General features: G+C 39.0%; 19 protein-coding genes. 7 read left to right on the top strand and 12 right to left on the bottom strand.

From position 1 onward, the window contains the following. Positions 1-106: 106 nt before the first annotated feature. From OQ267_RS20100 to OQ267_RS20090, 3 genes are read right to left on the bottom strand one after another with little or no spacing between them, the layout of a single operon-like run. Positions 107-904, bottom strand: a complete 798-nt coding sequence (locus tag OQ267_RS20100) for an ABC transporter permease (RefSeq protein ID WP_265837743.1) — start codon at positions 902-904, stop codon at positions 107-109. 1 nt (position 905) lies between these two features. Continuing rightward, positions 906-1,814, bottom strand: coding sequence for an ABC transporter ATP-binding protein (locus OQ267_RS20095; protein ID WP_265837741.1), 909 nt, complete (start codon positions 1,812-1,814; stop codon positions 906-908). A 3-nt stretch (positions 1,815-1,817) separates the two neighbouring features. Then, the gene (locus OQ267_RS20090) at positions 1,818-2,075 is read right to left on the bottom strand and encodes a hypothetical protein (RefSeq protein WP_088302491.1); all 258 of its coding nucleotides are present in this window, start codon (positions 2,073-2,075) and stop codon (positions 1,818-1,820) included. 247 nt (positions 2,076-2,322) lie between these two features. Here OQ267_RS20090 and OQ267_RS20085 point away from each other — a divergent pair, with 247 nt between their 5' ends. Both OQ267_RS20085 and OQ267_RS20080 read left to right on the top strand, forming a co-directional pair. Further along, positions 2,323-3,372 (top strand): sensor histidine kinase, encoded by a 1,050-nt coding sequence (locus OQ267_RS20085; RefSeq protein ID WP_265837739.1) that lies wholly within the window; start codon positions 2,323-2,325, stop codon positions 3,370-3,372. A 59-nt stretch (positions 3,373-3,431) separates the two neighbouring features. Then, positions 3,432-4,181 (top strand): LytR/AlgR family response regulator transcription factor, encoded by a 750-nt coding sequence (locus OQ267_RS20080; protein ID WP_088302493.1) that lies wholly within the window; start codon positions 3,432-3,434, stop codon positions 4,179-4,181. Positions 4,182-4,266: 85 nt separating this feature from the next. On the opposite strand, the gene OQ267_RS20075 is transcribed toward OQ267_RS20080, so the two are convergent. The 3 genes from OQ267_RS20075 to OQ267_RS20065 form a co-directional block, all read right to left on the bottom strand. Continuing rightward, positions 4,267-5,010, bottom strand: coding sequence for a lysophospholipid acyltransferase family protein (locus tag OQ267_RS20075; RefSeq protein WP_088302494.1), 744 nt, complete (start codon positions 5,008-5,010; stop codon positions 4,267-4,269). Between the two features lie 33 nt (positions 5,011-5,043). Beyond that, positions 5,044-5,598 carry an NUDIX domain-containing protein gene (locus OQ267_RS20070; protein WP_088302495.1) on the bottom strand — a complete coding sequence of 185 codons (555 nt, stop codon included), beginning with the start codon at positions 5,596-5,598 and terminating at the stop codon, positions 5,044-5,046. A gap of 80 nt (positions 5,599-5,678) precedes the next feature. Beyond that, positions 5,679-8,168 carry a TonB-dependent receptor domain-containing protein gene (locus OQ267_RS20065; RefSeq protein WP_088302496.1) on the bottom strand — a complete coding sequence of 830 codons (2,490 nt, stop codon included), beginning with the start codon at positions 8,166-8,168 and terminating at the stop codon, positions 5,679-5,681. A 226-nt stretch (positions 8,169-8,394) separates the two neighbouring features. Here OQ267_RS20065 and OQ267_RS20060 point away from each other — a divergent pair, with 226 nt between their 5' ends. After that, the gene (locus tag OQ267_RS20060; protein WP_265837737.1) at positions 8,395-9,318 is read left to right on the top strand and encodes a 2-hydroxyacid dehydrogenase; all 924 of its coding nucleotides are present in this window, start codon (positions 8,395-8,397) and stop codon (positions 9,316-9,318) included. 85 nt (positions 9,319-9,403) lie between these two features. After that, complete coding sequence (locus tag OQ267_RS20055) at positions 9,404-9,880, top strand: OsmC family protein (RefSeq protein ID WP_265837736.1); 477 nt, start codon at positions 9,404-9,406, stop codon at positions 9,878-9,880. A gap of 65 nt (positions 9,881-9,945) precedes the next feature. Here the strand turns inward: OQ267_RS20055 and OQ267_RS20050 are convergent, their stop codons facing one another. Continuing rightward, positions 9,946-11,826, bottom strand: coding sequence for a M1 family metallopeptidase (locus OQ267_RS20050; RefSeq protein WP_265837735.1), 1,881 nt, complete (start codon positions 11,824-11,826; stop codon positions 9,946-9,948). A gap of 272 nt (positions 11,827-12,098) precedes the next feature. Between OQ267_RS20050 and greA the strand changes: the two genes are divergently transcribed. Together greA and OQ267_RS20040 are read left to right on the top strand one after the other, a co-directional pair. Next, entirely contained in the window at positions 12,099-12,572 is a 474-nt protein-coding gene (gene greA / locus OQ267_RS20045; protein ID WP_029287566.1) for a transcription elongation factor GreA, read from the top strand. Positions 12,573-12,660: 88 nt separating this feature from the next. After that, the gene (locus OQ267_RS20040; RefSeq protein WP_265820141.1) at positions 12,661-13,059 is read left to right on the top strand and encodes an HIT family protein; all 399 of its coding nucleotides are present in this window, start codon (positions 12,661-12,663) and stop codon (positions 13,057-13,059) included. A gap of 115 nt (positions 13,060-13,174) precedes the next feature. Here the strand turns inward: OQ267_RS20040 and OQ267_RS20035 are convergent, their stop codons facing one another. The 3 genes from OQ267_RS20035 to OQ267_RS20025 form a co-directional block, all read right to left on the bottom strand. Continuing rightward, positions 13,175-14,065, bottom strand: coding sequence for a pirin family protein (locus OQ267_RS20035; protein ID WP_265837733.1), 891 nt, complete (start codon positions 14,063-14,065; stop codon positions 13,175-13,177). 104 nt (positions 14,066-14,169) lie between these two features. Next, positions 14,170-15,270, bottom strand: a complete 1,101-nt coding sequence (locus OQ267_RS20030; protein ID WP_265837732.1) for an NADH:flavin oxidoreductase — start codon at positions 15,268-15,270, stop codon at positions 14,170-14,172. Positions 15,271-15,282: 12 nt separating this feature from the next. After that, on the bottom strand, positions 15,283-15,585 hold the full coding sequence (locus OQ267_RS20025; protein ID WP_265820138.1) for an ArsR/SmtB family transcription factor: 303 nt from the start codon (positions 15,583-15,585) through the stop codon (positions 15,283-15,285). 196 nt (positions 15,586-15,781) lie between these two features. Here OQ267_RS20025 and OQ267_RS20020 point away from each other — a divergent pair, with 196 nt between their 5' ends. Next, positions 15,782-16,573 (top strand): glucose 1-dehydrogenase, encoded by a 792-nt coding sequence (locus OQ267_RS20020; protein ID WP_088302504.1) that lies wholly within the window; start codon positions 15,782-15,784, stop codon positions 16,571-16,573. A 121-nt stretch (positions 16,574-16,694) separates the two neighbouring features. On the opposite strand, the gene OQ267_RS20015 is transcribed toward OQ267_RS20020, so the two are convergent. Together OQ267_RS20015 and OQ267_RS20010 are read right to left on the bottom strand one after the other, a co-directional pair. After that, positions 16,695-17,285, bottom strand: a complete 591-nt coding sequence (locus OQ267_RS20015) for a hypothetical protein (RefSeq protein WP_265837731.1) — start codon at positions 17,283-17,285, stop codon at positions 16,695-16,697. Between the two features lie 194 nt (positions 17,286-17,479). After that, positions 17,480-17,701: a hypothetical protein gene (locus OQ267_RS20010; protein ID WP_029287553.1), complete on the bottom strand. Its 222-nt coding sequence runs from the start codon at positions 17,699-17,701 to the stop codon at positions 17,480-17,482. Between the last annotated feature and the right edge of the window lie 28 nt (positions 17,702-17,729).

Here is a 17,729-nt window from a genome sequence, read left to right as displayed (position 1 = left end):
AATTAAAAAGAATTTTACACACGCAATAGCAAAGGGCTTATTCCTGACTGCTCCTGGGTGAAAATAACATCTGCTGAATCAAAAAAATGATGCTGGCTTTTCTAGCTTATTTGATGCTTTTTCTGGTTACTATAAAATAACCAACAATGAAAAGAATAGCTGCATAAATTAAACTTGTCCATATTTCCTGTGTAAAAACCGGAAATTCCAATGGATTAGCCCCTTTCTTTACTTTCGTTATTCTCAAAGCCAGGGTGGGTAGAGAGTAAGGGATGAAATAGGCATATTTCCATCCAACATTTACGATAATTATTCCCATGATGGCACCAATAAAGCCTATGCCCATGGGTTTAAGGAAATCGCTCCAAAATAAACTCATGATAAACTGAAGTGATAAAATGCCTAAAGAAGAGAGAAAAAGTTTAGCATAAGAGTTGATCAGGATATGTAGAGGATTATACTGACTAAAATTATATTTTGGCACCAAAACCTGTAATAAATGGCCAAAGGCGAAGGTTAATGATGTGAACAGCAGTAAACAGATGAATATCATAAATACAGCATACAGGTATTTTGCTGCATAAATGGAAAATTTATTCAGGGGCTGTGCAAACAGCATTTTCCAGGTATCATTTTTGTGTTCAATATTGTTGACCGAAAAAGCCATAAATATGACGTAGAAAGGCATAATTAGAAACCCCATTACGCCAAGTGCCGCACCACTATAATTTGCCCACAATATCATCGGTGGATAATGAAAGGCAATAATTCTTTCAGAACTGGAATAAAAACCAAAAGTGATTAATCCACATATGATTACCGGCAACAATATTGCTGCCCAAAATGCCAGTGTTTTTCTTGATTTATAAAATTCGGATATTAATGATATGTAGAGCGTACGCATATTAGTCGGGTTTGGTAATATCCAGGAATAAATTTTCAAGGTCCTTTTTTTGCATGGAGAGACTGGTTACCGTAAAACCATTTTTTATTAACAAGGTATTGACGATTCCGCTTTCTGCCGCAGAGGCATAAGGTATACTGATTTTGGATTTTGTTTGTGCCATGATTTCATATCCATTCTCCAGGATTAAAGCACCAGCACTTTCTACCTGATCAACTTCAATTTCAAGTAAGGGTTTGTTCAATAGCTGAAGTTCCTGAATGGTTCCCTGAAAAAGCAATTGTCCATGATTGATAATGCCAACATGGGTTGCCGTTCTTTCTATTTCAGACAAAAGGTGACTCGATACCAGGATGGTTTTGTTGTATTTTGCAGTAAGCTCCATCATCAGATTCCTGATTTCGATGATGCCATTTGGATCCAGGCCATTTGTGGGCTCATCTAAAAGCAGCAGTTCAGGGTCTGAAATCATCGCCAGTGCAATGCCGAGGCGTTGCTTCATTCCCAGCGAGTATTGGCTTGATTTTTTATTTGCGGCATCTGTTAAGCCAACCAGCGCCAGCAGCTCATCAGCCTTGCTTTTGTGAATGCGTAAAAGCAAACACCGGTTAATTAAGTTTTCTTTTCCGGAAAGATGCCCATAAATGGCGGGTTGCTCTACCAGTGCGCCTACCTGTTTTAAAATGTCGATGCGGTTACTGTTGATTTCTTTACCGAAGATAAAAACCTGATCGGAGGGAGATTTCAAGAGGTTCAGCAGGATTTTTATTGTAGTGGTTTTGCCTGCTCCATTCGGGCCAAGAAAGCCATATATACTGCCCTTCGGAACCTGTAGCGACAAGTTTTTTAAAATAACCTGCTGTCCGAAATTGAAATTTAATCCAACGGTTTCAATGGTAAAGCTGGGCATATGTTATTTGAAAATAGCCGTAGCTTGTTTCACCACTGAGGTAGATGCCTTGGCTGGTTTTACTACAATTTCAGCTTCATTTGGATTGGTATTAACCGTAAGCGTTAATATCATCATCATAAAAACCGGTAATAATAAAAGTAAAAATGGCGAGGTATTGGCTAATTTTTTCATAACTGATAATTTAAGTGGAGCGATGTTGAAAGTAGCATCAGTAAATACTGTTTGATTATTGAAGTGAATGGCTGATGCGTGTTTCATAATTGTTTCGTTTTGATGATTCAAAGAAACTGAAGAAAACCAAGCTGCTAAAATGTATTATACCAAGCGTTAAAGATTCTAGATCAACAGGCCATTTCGGCGTTTATCGATAAAAATTGGTGTTGGTCGATAATTTAGGCCGTTTAGCCTGTTCGTAGAAAAAAAAAGGCAGTTGGTAGATTGTATTATCTAAAAATAGAAACTTTATTTATTTTGGATGCGCTCATCGAAAGTATAAACACAATTGATGAATAAGCGAAAAATAATGACGAAAAGTAAGGGACCTATCATATTGCATGCACTGTATTGGGCAGCTATCTTAATCATAATTGCACTAAGCATATTTTTTGATTCTGAAACTAAAAATATAAAGCACTTTATATTATCGCTTGTACTATTCGGAATTATTAATGTTTCACTTTTTTACATCAATTACCTGATCCTCATCCCGCAATTCATTAAAAAGAAAAAGAGATACTTTCTTTATATCTTCATTTTTATTATTCTGCTGGGTGTAACGGCATTTGTCAAAACGGCAATTGCAGTGTTAAATCCGAGGGAGATGATGGAGTATATGAATGAAGGCAGGCGAAAAGCGATCACTGCAGATCAATACTTCTTCGCGCAGTTGTTTTTGTGTGGCTTCTTTCTGGTTTCCAGTTGCCTGATCAAATTTGCGGCAGACTGGTTTGCAAATGAACGCATTCAGCGAAACCTGGAAAGTGAACGCCGCGAAATGGAGCTGCAGTTTTTAAAGTCGCAGTTAAACCCTCATTTTTTATTCAACTCACTGAACAATATTTACTCGCTGGCCTATCAGAAATCTGATAAAACAGCTGATGCGATCATGAAGCTCTCTGAAATTATGCGTTACATGATCTATGAAAGCAATACGCCTACGGTATCTTTAAGTAAAGAAGTTGATTACTTAACCAACTATATTGATTTGCAGAAAATCAGGTTTAAGGATGGGGCATATATTGAGATGGTTTTAAACGGGGAAATTGATGATCAGAAAATTGTGCCGCTAATGCTGATTTCTTTTGTGGAGAATGCCTTTAAACATGGCGTAGTCAATGATCCCGGGCACCCGGTAAAAATTAACATCATCGCCAACCAGAAAATTCTTCATTTCAGTGTGGTGAATAAAAAAAATAATCAGAATAAAGATGCGCAGGGCGGAGTGGGTTTAACCAATGTAGAAAGAAGATTACAATTGGTTTATCCTGACAGATATAAATTAAATGTTGTAAATTCGGCTACTCATTATACCTGCGAACTGATGATTGATATTTAATCCGGAAGCCACACCAGCGGATTTTATAAAAAATCATGAATTAAAACGATAAACTTAAAATGAATTTAAACTGCATTGTTGTTGATGATGAGCCTTTGGCACTGGATATCCTTCAGGATTATATTTCAAAGGTGCCCTTTTTAAATTTTGTTAAAAGGTGCGAAAATCCCATAGAAGCTTTGCAAATTGTTCAGGCAGGGGGGATTGACCTGGTTTTTCTCGATATTCAGATGCCGGAACTTACCGGAATTCAATTCCTGAAAATTGCCGGGAACAAATGCCATTATATTTTAACTACAGCTTATCCGCAGTATGCCCTGGAAAGTTATGATCTTAACGTATCAGACTATCTTTTGAAGCCTATTGCATTTGATCGTTTTTACAAAGCAGTAGAGAAGGTTCACAAACAATTTAAACCGGCTGAAGCACCTGTAAGCGTAGCGCAACCTATTGTTACACCGGCACCATTTTCTGCACCTGCAAATCCTGTTCAGGATTATATTTTTGTGAAAACAGAACATAAAATTCAGAAAATTTACCTTCATGACATCCTTTTCATTGAAGGTTTGAAAGATTATATTTCTATTTTCACTAAAACGGAGCGGGTAATTACGCTTCAGAGTATGAAGAAAATGGAGGAGGCCTTACCGCAAAGTCAGTTTATCCGCGTACACAAATCGTACATTATAGCGGTAGATAAAATAGAAAGTATTGAACGAAGCAGAATTACGATTAATCAGAAAATCATTCCGGTTGGAGATACCTACCGTGACGAGTTTTTCAAAGTAATTGGAAATAAGAATATTTAGCTTTTAGTCTGGAGTCTTTAATCCGGAGTCAATAGTTCTGATACCTGATACTAACATCTTGAGACCCCATACCAAGGTTTCGATACTAAGTCATTTCTTGTCCTAACACCTTCCTGATTTCTGTTTCTGCTTCCAGTGTAATCTCGTTTGCTGTTTTTCCTTCTGGGTCTATGGGGTTTAGAACGGTCCAGCGTAACGCATTTCCGGTAGTTAAGGGAAACATGCCGAAGCGAACAATTTTCCAGGAATTTTCAATGGCAACAGGCACCACCAGTGCATTTGGAACTGCTTTCAAAAGGGTGGCAATGCCGCCAAACTGGAAGGTTTTAACCTGTCCGTCTTTTGCGCGGGTGCCTTCAGGAAAAATAACTGTACTCCAGTTATTTTGCTGCATCCTGCGGCCAAGTTTGATAATTTCAGAGATGGCCTGCTTATTGTCTTTCCTGTTGATGTTTGCACCACCACCTACTCTGAGGTTGATGGAAATGGACGGAATGCCTTTGGTCAGTTCTATTTTAGAAATAAACTTGGCGCTGTATCTTCTCAGGAACCAGATGAGTGTGGGAATATCATACATACTCTGGTGGTTTGCCACAAAAATTATGGGCCGATGGGTTGGCAGGCTGTAATCGTTTTTAAAAATAACCGAATTCAATAAAAACACCTGGCAATAGGTGAGAAAAAAGTTCAGGATATCAACAGAAACTTTATGCGCCTTGTATCCGAAAAACCGATGGCAAATCCACTGGATGGGGTGAAAAATGCAAAGCGTTAAGCCAAAGAAGAAATAGAAAACAGGGCTTAAGATATAGCCGAAAAGCTTACTCATTTGATTAAAAAATTAATGCGGCAAAGGTAATCATTAGATTTCGCCGTTTAAAATCATCAGCTTTACTTTCATAATGGCAGCAACACTCATCGAATCAGTTATTGTCCCATTTAAAACCATTTGACAGGCTTCTTCAAAGGCAATTTTCTTTACCACTAACTGCTCCGTTTCTTCGGGCATGGCGATTCCCTGGATCAGACCGGTGGCCAGATAGATGATGGCCAGTTCATCACTTACTGAATTGGAAAGGTGCATGCGCTGAATTTCCCGCCAGTTTTTAGCACTTAATCCGGTTTCCTCCAGAAGTTCGCGCCGGGCACTTTCCAGCGGCTCTTCATTCAAAGGACCGCCGCCTTCCGGAATTTCCCAGCTATAGGCTTTAAGCGGAAAGCGATATTGCCCCACCAGCCAGGTATTGTTTTCTTCATCCAGTGCTAAGATGCCAATGGCAAAGTTTTTAAAATGGACTTCGCCATAAATACCGGCGCCACCAGATGGATTAATCACCTGATGTTCGGTAACCCTGATCCAGTTATTATCGTATTTTACTTCACTGTCAAGTGTCTTCCAAGGGTTTTGATCTTCCATAGCGCAAGATAATGAATATCATTTTTACACGATGTAATTAAACAAAAGGTGTTCCGATAGTCGAAACGCCTTACTATTATTTAGAATGAACCTTCATCAGGTCGGTTATCCTGTTGCTCATCTTTTTTCTGTTTTTTTACATTGCTAAATGTCGTTTTTCCGAAACGGTAAGAGAAGGTTAAATTTCCCATTGTTCCCTGCATCTGGCGTTCAAAATCCACAATTGTAAATTTATCTTCAGTAGTCATGCTCCATCTTCTGGTGTTAAATACATCTCTCACGTTGAAGCTTAATGAAGCTTTTTTATTCGGGAAGTCGTATTTGGCACCGCCATCAATGCCATACATGGCATTACGCTTTCCCTGTGCCATTACCTCAGGGGCGCGGTAATCACCACGAACCTGTACCGATAAATTCTTCACTACCGTTAAGTTCGCAGTTAAGTTGGCATTCCAGCTAAAACCACTGCTGGTGGGGATGTCAAATCTGGTATCACCAGCAAATTTTGCCTGGTAAAGGTTTACATTGGTGGTAAAATTTAAGGCTTTTACCAAATCAAAACGGCCGATCAGTTCCAGACCGCTGTTGATCTGGCGAGATAAGTTTTGCGGTGTGGTGGTGATGATTCCATTAACAGGTGAGCTTCTTACCCTTTGAATCACATCATTGGTTTGGCGGAAATACAAGCTGGAAGTTAAGGTTACTTTTTTCCAGTATTTGCTGTAGCCCAACTCAAATGAGTGTACATCTTCTGGCAATAGATTGGGGTTACCACCTCTGTAGTTAAATGGATCAGAAACATCCAGAAATGGATTGGTATCCCATGGCCGCGGACGGTTTACCCGGCGTGTATAGCTCAGCTGAACCTGGTTGTCGCCTTTCAGCTTCTGTGTTAAAAATACACTCGGATATAATCTTTTATAGTGAATATTTCCTTCGTTTGAGGTTAATATATTATTGGTATAGCCATCTAAGTGGGTATCTAACCGTGCATCTTCAGCCCTTAAACCCAGCTGATAACCGAAATCCTTAATTTGATTCTGATAGTTTAAGTAAAGTGCATGAACCTGGTCTTTGCTGTCAAAATTGTTAATCAGCTTATTGTTTTGTATGTAAATACTTGTATTGGTTAAGATAGAATCTGCATATTGATTGTTGCCGGCCAAACGAATCTGACTCCGGTATCCAGCCTCCAATTTACCTGCTTTACCCACAGGCATGGTATAATCTGTCTGGATGTTATAGTTTGAATTATCTCCTCTGTTGAAAACACGTTGCAAACTCAGATTCTCATTGATGGGAATATTATTTCTATTTGTGGTGGTGGTGCTATACGTTTGGTCGTTGTTATTATCTCCGTTCGAATAGCCGAAATTAAAAGTTAACTCTTGCTTAGGTTTTTTAAACTTCTGAACGAAATCCAGATTTAAATCATAGCTACTTCCATAACCATCGTTTAGATTTGTTCTATTACTTAATGAAAGCGGCGTTTGTGCACGGTTCAATTGTTTGATGTCGAGCAACTCATTTCGCTCATTTTCCCTGGAGTTGAACCCCCCGGATAAACTGATTACACTTTTAGGTGTCAGGTAATAATCCAAACCAGCTTTAGCATTATGTCCCTTATCCAAAGAATTTGAACGGGTTGCCTGGCTGGTGTAAGCTGTTCTTGAGGAGTCAGATTTATAAAAAATATCCTGATAACCTCCACCAAGGCGGTTGCCATAACGATAGCTGTAGTTTCCGTAAATATTTACCTTACTGTTCTGAAAACTCAAATTGGTATTTGCATTATAATTGTCGCGGTTACCGGCAGTAATGGCTGCTGAACCATTAAAACCTAATTTAGTGTTTTTCTTTAAAACAATGTTGATAATGCCCGACTGACCTTCCGCATCATATTTGGCTGAAGGATTAGTGATTACCTCTACACTTTCAATAGAACTGGCCGGAATGGAAGCTAAAATCTGTGCTACGTTTCCGCCGGCAATTAAAGAAGGCTTGCCATCAATTAAAACCCGGACACCTGTTGAACCACGTAAACTTACATTCCCGTCCATATCGGTGGAAACGGAAGGCACATTTTGCAATAAATCAGTTGCGGAACCACCTTCGCTGATCACACTTTGGTCAACAGAGAAGATTTTTTTATCAATCCCCATCTGCATGCCTTGTTTCTGGCCGGTTACGGTTACCTCACTTAAAATATTGCCTTTAGCCGCATTCATTTTTATATCGCCAAAGTTTAAAGTTCCAGTGGCTGCGGTAATGGCAACATTATCCCTTACCATGGTTTGATAGCCTACAAAACTGATTTTAAAAGTAAAATTCCCATTAGGTAAATCAGCCATGGTAAAGGCCCCGTTAAGGTCAGTCTGTGCGATTTTAACATTCTTTGCGGTTGCTTTGTCAATTAAAACAGCGGTAGCAAACGGAATAGTTTCTTGGGTTTTAGCGTCTTTTAATACGCCGGTAATTTTTGCTTTGCCCCCGCTTTGGGCAAAAAGGTTAAACGTTAAACTTAAAAATAAAAGGGCAAGTGGTATGGCACGTAAGTGTATAAGTCTCATTAAAGATTAAAATTTGTGTATGTATTGTAAAGGGAGACAAAGTAACAGCAACTAAGTTTAATAAGCATGGCGTAACTATTTTATTACAGCGGTTTTATAGTAATATTTTTGTGAGTCTCAATGATGCGAAAGGCTTTAGATAAATAAGCGCTTTTGAAGTGTGGAAGCCTTTCATAAAATGTTACTTTTGTTTGATTTCAAAAACGTCTGAAATAAAATTTACACAATGAAAAAAATATTAATCGTTGATGATTTACACCCGGTTTTTAAGGAAAGGGCCATTGCAATGGGTTATGAAGTTGATGATGAACCACAAATTACGCGTCAGCAAACGCTGGATAAAATCAAGGATTATGTAGGGATTGCAGTGCGGACGAAGTTTAGAATCGATACTGAGATTTTTGCAGCGGCCCCAAATTTAAAGTTTGTGGCCAGAGCCGGTGCCGGTTTAGATAATATTGATGATAAAATCGCATTTGAAAGAAATATTGAACTAATCAATGCTCCGGAAGGAAATTGCGATGCTGTTGGAGAACATGCTACCGGATTGTTGCTTTCACTGATGAACAACTTCCGCAAGGCCGATTTGGAAATTAGAAATGGAATTTGGGATCGTGAAGGTAACAGAGGTTACGAATTGAAAGGTAAAAAGGTAGGGATTATCGGTTACGGTTTTATGGGACAAAGTTTTGCGAAGAAACTGGCAGGTTTTGAAGTGGATGTAATGGCCTATGACAAATATAAAACAGGCTTTAGCGATGCTTTTGCGCGTGAGGTAAGTATGGAAGAGATTGTAAAACATAGCGATGTGCTGAGTCTGCATATTCCACTCACTGCTGAAACCCGGCAAATGGTTGATGATGAATATTTCTTCCATTTTAAGAAACCAATTTTCTTCATCAATACCGCAAGGGGAGAGGTGGTCAATACCAAAGCTGTTTTGAATGCCATTAAATCTGGTAAGATTTTAGGTGCCGGTTTAGATGTACTGGAAACTGAAAAATTCCCTGCCCTGGCAACGCAAGACTGGTACGAAGAATTGAAGAAAAATGAAAAGGTTATTTTAACTCCGCATGTAGGCGGCTGGACTTTTGACTCATATCGCAAAATTTCGGAGGTGCTTGCTGATAAGCTGCAGGGTTTTTTATAGTTACATTTTATTCTATACTTGTAATTGCTGCTTAGAATTTAAAGCTATTTTCTTAAATTGATTCCAAATCTAACTCAGATATATTATGCCGAAAGATCATTTATATTCAACAACCATTACGTGGACGGGCAATAAAGGTTCCGGAACAATGGATTATCGTTCATACGATCGTGATTATACCATAACCGTTGATGGTAAAGCCGATATTTTGGGCTCATCAGATTCTGCCTTCCTGGGTGATAAAACTAAGTATAATCCCGAAGACCTATTGCTGGCCGCGATATCCAGTTGCCATATGCTCTGGTATTTACACCTTTGCTCGAAAAATGAAATTGTGGTCATTGATTATCAGGATAAGGCCGTTGGAACTATGGAGGAACTGGCAGACGGGAGCGGAAAGTTTAAAGAAGTAACCTTGCACCCTCAGGTTTTAATCGCGGATAAGGCTCATGTCGAACTGGCAGAATCGCTACATCAGGAAGCCAATAAAATGTGCTTTATCGCCAACTCACTGAATTTTCCGGTTAAACACGAAGCCACGTTTAAAGCAGAGAACAGTTAGTGTTTTTTAATTTACAGTTTTCAGTTGGCTATTTACGATTGCCAACTGAAAACTGTAAAACGGTATTATTTTACTTCGTAAATATTATCTTTTGGAGTAGCATCTACATAAATGCCGTTATCCAATGTAACGGATGTAATTTTCCTGGCTGATGGGATATTGATCACTACTTCTTTCTGATTGGTTTTCCAAACTACAGGTGTTTGATGAAGGGTTTCTTTTTTGCCGTCAGCATAAATTACCACCACATCAAAAGGAATAGCAAAACCACCAACGTTTTTAACGGTAACAGCTGATTTTTCTTTTGCTGCAGTTACTTTTTCAACTGCTAAATCCAGATAGTTGTTGGTGAAAAACCAATTCTGGAAAAACCAGTTCAGGTTTTGTCCTGAACCTGCATTCATCGAATTGAAATAATCCCATGGAATAGGATGTTTGCCATTCCAGGTGTTCATATAGTGGTGCAATGCTTTCTTGAAAAGAACGTCGCCCAGCATATCTTTCAATGCCAGGTAAGATAATGAAGCCTTTCCGTACGAATTATTCCCGTAACCTGCACCCGAAACCTGATCTGACATGGAAATCACAGGCTGATCTTCTTCTGTAGATTGATCATTGATGTAGTTGTTTACCCTGAATTTTTTGTAAAAATCATCCGCGGCCTGCTGACCATGTTCAGCGATACCAATTAAGTATTCAAAAGTAGTGGCCCAGCCTTCATCCATGTAAGCGTAACGGGTTTCGTTAATACCCATGTAAAAAGGGAAATAAGTGTGCGCCACCTCATGATCCTGAACCAATTGTGCAAAAACAGGATCGCCGAAGTTAGAATCATTCACCATCATGGGAAACTCCATATCTGCAAAGCCCTGAAAGGCAATTGTTTTGGCATAAGGATATGGAATGCCAGGCCAGTTGTTCGAAAACCAGGATAAGGCATTGATGTTGTACTTCACCGAATTTAGAAAATCTTTACCGGTAGCTGGATTATAAGCTGCCTGTGCACTGGCCCTGCGGCCGGTTCTAGCATCTACAACCACACTGCCACCATCCCAAACATAATGATTACTCAACGCAAAAGTAACATCTGTAATGTGATCAACTTTAAATTTCCAGGTATTCCAGTCTTTTTGTACAGTAACTTTTCCGTTCTTTAATTCTTCAGCAGTGGCAATATGAACCACTTCATCTGCTTTATACGATTTTTTTAAACGGGCAGCAATTTCTGGCTGAAGCACTTCATCAGGGTTTAAAAAATCGCCGGTGGCATAAACCACATAATTTTTTGGCGCTTTTACAGTGAAAACATAATCATTAAAATCGTTGTAAAATTCTGCCCTGTCGGTATGCGGAATCCGGTCCCAGCCATTGTAATCATCATATACAGAAATACGCGGATAGCTGTAAGCCACAAAAAATGAATTGGGGTCTATTTGTCCTTCACGACCACTTTCTTTAGATAATGGATAATCCCAGTCTATTTTGACCGTAATTTTCGATTTCGGGTTTAATGGTTTTTTCAGTTTTACGTTTCCAACTGTTCCCCAGCCTTTGCTGTCTATCTTATAGGTTTCCCCATCAACCGCAAAAGCAGAAATATTTAAGCCGCTGGATAAGAAATCTTCGCTTACTGAGCCACTACGCGGTGAAGTAGGCTTATGCAAATTGTTTACGAAACGAATGGCTAATACATTCAGGGTATCATTGCTGTTATTGCTGTATATAATTTCTTCCTGCCCGCTTACTATTTTAGTTTCTGCATCTACTTTGATGTCCATCTGGTAGCGGCCATGATTTTGCCAGTAATTGGGACCAGGCTGCCCATTCATGGAACGTGTTCCCTTTTGATAGGCAGCTTTGATATTTCGGGGCATATAAAGCTCCTGAGCCGAAACGGAATACCAACTCATCCCTAAGATGAGGGCTAGCGAAAATAACTTTTTCATTTTTTCTGAATAATTTGAGCTAAAAGTAAAAAATAATGAATGAATTTATTGAATGAAAGAATGCTTAGATTCAAATGAGTGATATGTTGCTCAAATGTGTTATCAACGTCATTACAGCATTCTGTAAATCTAAATCATAAAAATCATGTGCATTTATTTGCATTTGTAATTTTCAGATTTTATCTTCGTTATAATTGAAGCAAGACTATGTAGGAACCAACTATGTAGTCTTGTTTGTTTTTTATAGCGTTTGAAAAAAAATTAATAGAGCAATGACAGAGGTAACGTACTATACACAAGAGGGGTTAGATAAACTAAAAGAGGAAGTTCATTATCTAACAACCACAGGGCGTCAGCTAATATCTAAAGCAATTGCTGAAGCAAGAGATAAAGGTGATTTATCAGAGAATGCAGAATACGATGCTGCGAAAGAAGCACAGGGTTTGCACGAAGCGAAAATCTCCAAATTAAAAAATACACTGGCGAATGCGCGCTTGATTGATGAATCGAAATTGGATTTAACAAAAGTGCTGGCATTATCCATTGTTAAGATTAAAAATGTAAAAAATGGTGCAACCATGACTTACCAGTTGGTTGCCGAAACGGAAGCTGATTTAAAAACCGGAAAAATTTCTGTCAAATCTCCAATAGCTCAAGGTTTATTAGGTAAATCTGTTGGTGAATTCGCTGAAATTGAAGTGCCTGCAGGTAAAATGCAGTTTGAAGTGCTTGAAATATCAAGATAAGCAGATAGCGTTTGGCGGTGAGCGATTATAAAACGCCTATCGCAAAACGCTTACCTCAACACCTTTTCACCTTATACCTTCCACCTTTATGACTATCTTTTCGAAAATTGTTGCCGGTGAAATTCCTGCTCATGTAGTTGCTGAAACCGTAGAGTATTTAGCTTTTTTAGATGTTCAGCCTTTAACTGCCGGCCATGTGCTGGTGATCCCAAAAATTGAAGTAGATTACATTTTTGATATGGATGAAGACCTGTTTGTTGGTCTCTGGATGTTTGCTAAAATTGTGGCAAAAGGCGTAAAAACAGCTTTTCCTTGTCAAAAAGTAGGCGTTTCAGTAATCGGGCTGGAGGTACCGCATGCGCATATTCATTTAATCCCAATGAATCATGTCAGCGATATGAACTTTAGCAAAGCGAAACTAAGCCCAAGTCAGGAAGAACTGGCTGAAGCCGCTGAAAAAATTAGGCAGGCCTTGCTGGAAGAATAATATCAGATAATCTATAGTCATTGTGAGGAGGAATAGCGAAGCAATCCTCTTCATAAACTCTTCCATGAAAAGATCCTGAATCAAGTTCATGAGGATGAGTCTAAAGAAATGATCTTCATTTTTTCAAATAAGGATTGTGATTTGGCAGGGGAACAAATTCGGTTTCACCGGGAACAGGTTTAAAGTTTTGGTCTAACCAATTTTGTTTGGCCTGTTCAATTAAAGCTTTATCCGAAGCCACAAAGTTCCAGTAAATAAATCTTTCCTCCGGGAAAGGTTCACCGCCAAAAATGTAAACCGTTGTATTTTCCAGCATGGTAAATTCACAAAGTTTGGCATCGTTGGCAATTAAAATAAGCCGTGGCTCGAATAGATGTCCGTCGCTTTCAATGCCGCCTTCTAAAATATAAAGGGCACTTTCTCCAAATAAATCATTTCCAATGTTCAGCTTTTGCCTTTTATTACTTTTAATTTCGATAAAATAAAGCGGAGAATAAACCGGAACCGGTGATTTTTTACCAAATGCTTCTCCGGCGATCAATTTTATATTTACACCATCCTGCTCCCAACCCGGAATCTCATTTTCTTCCACATGAAAAAATTCTGGCTTCATTTGTTCCAGGTCTTTTGGTAAGGCCACCCAGATTTGTAAGCCATGAAGCATTTTGTCTGTATGGCGAAGATATGCCGGAGTTCTTTCTGAATGTGCAATGCCACTTCCGGAGGTCATCCAGTTTACCTGACCAGGTTTAATGATGATAGCTGTGCCCATGCTATCGCGGTGTTCAATCTCCCCTTCAAAAAGAAAAGTCAATGTAGATAAACCAATATGTGGATGTGGTGGGACATCTAAATTTTCATGATCGCTCATGGCTGCTGGTCCCATATGGTCAATGAATGCAAAAGGGCCTACCATTCGCTTTTCTCTGAATGGCAATAACCTGCCCACCATGAAATTGCCAATATTGGCCGGACGTTCTTCTATTATGAGGGAGATATTTGACATGGAATATTTTTTGAAAGCTGAATTTAAGGAAATTCTATCAAAGTCGTCAGAACAAAAAAAGCATCCCATTGCTGAGATGCTTTTTTGCCTTATAAATAGCAAATCTATACCAGCTCTGCTAAAGCTTCTTTGCTAAAGCCTTTCAATTCATCCGTACGGTTATTTTTGATTTTCTCTACCCAGTTTGCATCGGATAATAGCGGTCGGCCAACAGCAATTAAATCGAAATCGCCACGATCCATTCTGCGTACCAGTTCATCTAATGAACTTGGTTGTGAACTTTGTCCGGCAAATGCACCAAAGAAGTCACCATCTAAACCCACAGAACCTACTGATATAGTGGCTTTACCGGTGATTTTTTTCGCCCATCCGGCAAAGTTTAAATCAGATCCTTCAAATTCTGGTTCCCAAAACCGACGTTGCGAACAATGTAAAATGTCAATTCCTGCATCAACCAGTGGCGTTAACCATTGTTCCATCTCGTTTTCATTCTTGGCTAATTTGAAATCGTAAGCAGCAGGTTTAAATTGCGATAAGCGAATAATTAAAGCAAAATCTTCTCCAACACGTTTACGCGTTTCTTTAATCACTTCAACAGCGAAACGTGTCCGCTCAGCCAGGGTTTTGCCGCCGTAAATGTCTGTACGGTTATTGGTCTCATCCCAAAAAAACTGATCAATTAGATATTGGTGTGCCCCATGAATTTCTACCGTATCAAAACCTAAAGCTTTTGCATCTGCGGCAGCCTGTGCGAAAGCCGCGATGGTATCGGCAATGGCTGCATCCGTCATCGGTACCCCATTTTCAAAACCAGGCCTTTGTAATGCAGACGGGCCTTCGAAAGGTGTACCTGGTGTCCATCCAGAAGCATGATTTTCCATAATGCCCTGGTGCCAGATTTGCGGGCCCATTTGTGCGCCTGCAGCATGAACCTCATTGATCACTTTTTGCCATCCAGCCAAAGCCTGATCGCCATAAAAATGTGGGATGTTTGGGTCGGCGGATGATGAAGGTCGATTGATCACTGTTCCTTCAGATAAGATTAGTCCTACTTCGCCGGCCGCTCTTTTAGCATAATATTCTGCAACGGCATCGGTTGGAATGCCATCAGGAGAAAAAGACCGCGTCATCGGGGCCATTACAATTCTGTTTTTGGTATTTAATGTTTTTAAGCTAAAGGGCTTAAATAAGCTATCTGTGTTCATATATTTCTGTTTTTATAATGCTGTACTAATAATTTGATTTAACATTTTGATTCCTTCTTCACTGCGTTTGTAGTAAGTCCACTGGCCAACACGTGTCGCCGTAACCAAATTTGCTCGCTGTAAAATGGAAAGATATTCGGAAATGGTACTTTGAGATAAACCAGCCTTCATTTGAATCTGCCCAACACAAACACCAATATTTTCGAAATCAGGATTTAGCTGTTCAGGAAAATTCTCGGCAGGCTCTTTAAGCCAGTTTAAAATCTGTAAACGGGTTTTGTTTGATAAGGCTTTAAAGATTTCTACTTGATCCATAAAACAAAGATATATCGACTTTTCCCGATATACCAATGATAAAGCTGAAGATTACAATTTGATGTTTTTACATTTTAGGTTTATTAAAATTAACTGACAAACATTAGCAGCTGCGCTGCGTTCGGTAAGCAAGTATTTATTGATGCCAGATTAAACCTGATAGCGGGTTGATTTGATCATAATTAAAAAGAAGAATATGAAAAATTTTGAAAAAAATGTAATTCTGATTACAGGAGCAGGAATGGGTTTAGGATTGGCAACTGCATGGGAAGCTGCAGCTTTGGGAGCCAAATTAGTGCTTGTTGATTATAATGAAGAAGCCTTGCAAAAAGCAAAGTCTGACCTGACAAAAGATTATTCCGGATTAGAGGTTTTAACCATTAAAGCCGATGTATCAAAAGAAGAGGAAGTTAAAGCTTATGTTGATGAAACCATTGAGAAATTTGGCCAGATAGATGGTTTTTACAATAACGCGGGTATTGAAGGCAAACAGGCATCCATAACGGAATATGATATCGATATTTTCAAAAAAGTAGTCGATATTAATTTAATGGGTGTTTATTATGGTTTACGTTATGTATTGCCACATATGCAGGAAAGAAAATATGGTAGAATTGTTAATGTGGCATCTGTTGGCGGAATCCGTGGTGTAATGAATCAAATGCCTTATGTAGCCAGTAAACATGCGGTTTCGGGGATGACCAAAAATACAGCATTAGAATATGCCCAGTATGGAATTACTTCAAATGCCATAGCCCCGGGTGCTATACTTACCCCAATGGTTGCCGAGGCTTTTAAGCAGGTAAACCCCGCTGATCCCCAGGCGGCAGAAAAGGATTATGCACAAGCCAATCCGGCTAAAAGACTTGGATTGCCGGCAGAAGTTGCTAAAGTGGTTTGCTTTTTATTAAGTAAAGATTGTAGCTATGTAAATGGCCAAACCATAGCTATTGATGGAGGGCAATCCAATAGTTACGGGAATGTCTAAATTCTGATGTAAAAAAGAACGGGGATAAATCATACCGACCTATCCCCGTCATCTAAATTAACGCTCTCATATACATAAACAACCAAAAAGATGATTTATTATACCTGAGTGAAAATTTTTTTTATTTTTTTGCTGCAGGCTTCTTGGCTGCTGCTTTTGGTTTCTTAATTTCTGCTGAAGCATCTGCTGGTTTTTCAACTTTTGCTTTAGCAGTTACTTTAGTTTTTTTAACTTCTGCAACTGGCTCTTCTGTGGCTTCGGCCTTCTTTTTAGCAGGTGCTTTCTTTTCCTTTACTGCTGCAGCCGGTGCATCTTCTGCTTGTACTTTCTTTTTCGCCGGTGCCTTAACCTTTTTAGGTTCAGCAATTGCTTCAACAGCCTCCGCCTTATTTTTGACAGGTGTTTTAGGTTTTTTAGCTTCCGTAACGGGTTCTTTAATTTCTTCCTTTTTTACTTCTGCCGCTTTAGGGGCATCCGCATTTTGCAGGTAGTTGGCTAAAACCTGTTTCAAATAAATCTCTGGCTTAGGCATGTTGATGATAGAACCCTTTTCTTTATCCTGAGATTGCTTGATGTAAGCTGATTTGATTTTACCCCAATCTTTAGAGTAAAGTCTGATAAACATTTCAACGAATTGTTCATCTGTATATTTTTTAGGCAACCTACCCAGCACTGCCTGAATTTTTTCTTCTTTTTTATGTAATACCGCCATCGATTTTATTTTGTGTAAAGATAGCCTAAAATTATGATTTTCAGTTTTAGGGATTTTTTAAGCTGATTTGCCAGTGATTATCTTTAATTGATCATCCTTCGATATCAAGATTTTATGACGATGATGGGAAAAAATAACGATATTGAAGGGGAGCAGGCCATTGTTAAAACCTGTGATGTAATGGCCTGCCTAAACTATTTTTTCTTCCAGCCCTCTTTCATTTTTTTGTAGGCCTTTCTACTCACTTTAGATTTCTTTTTCGAACGGGATTTTCCTTTTTTTTTCCGGGCGTTGATATTGTTCACCAGGGAGTTTTTTACACCAAGCTTGTTCTTTTTAGTACTGCCTTTTTTCTTTTTATCTTTCTTTTTGCCACCTTTTTTCTTCGTTGTTTTTTTCTTTTTTTCTTTTGCCATGATGTTATCGGGTTAGTTCAATGGATAA

The sequence above is a fragment of the Pedobacter sp. MR22-3 genome, assembly GCF_026240075.1.
Taxonomy (GTDB): domain Bacteria; phylum Bacteroidota; class Bacteroidia; order Sphingobacteriales; family Sphingobacteriaceae; genus Pedobacter.
This window is presented reverse-complemented; position numbering and strand designations above follow the sequence as displayed.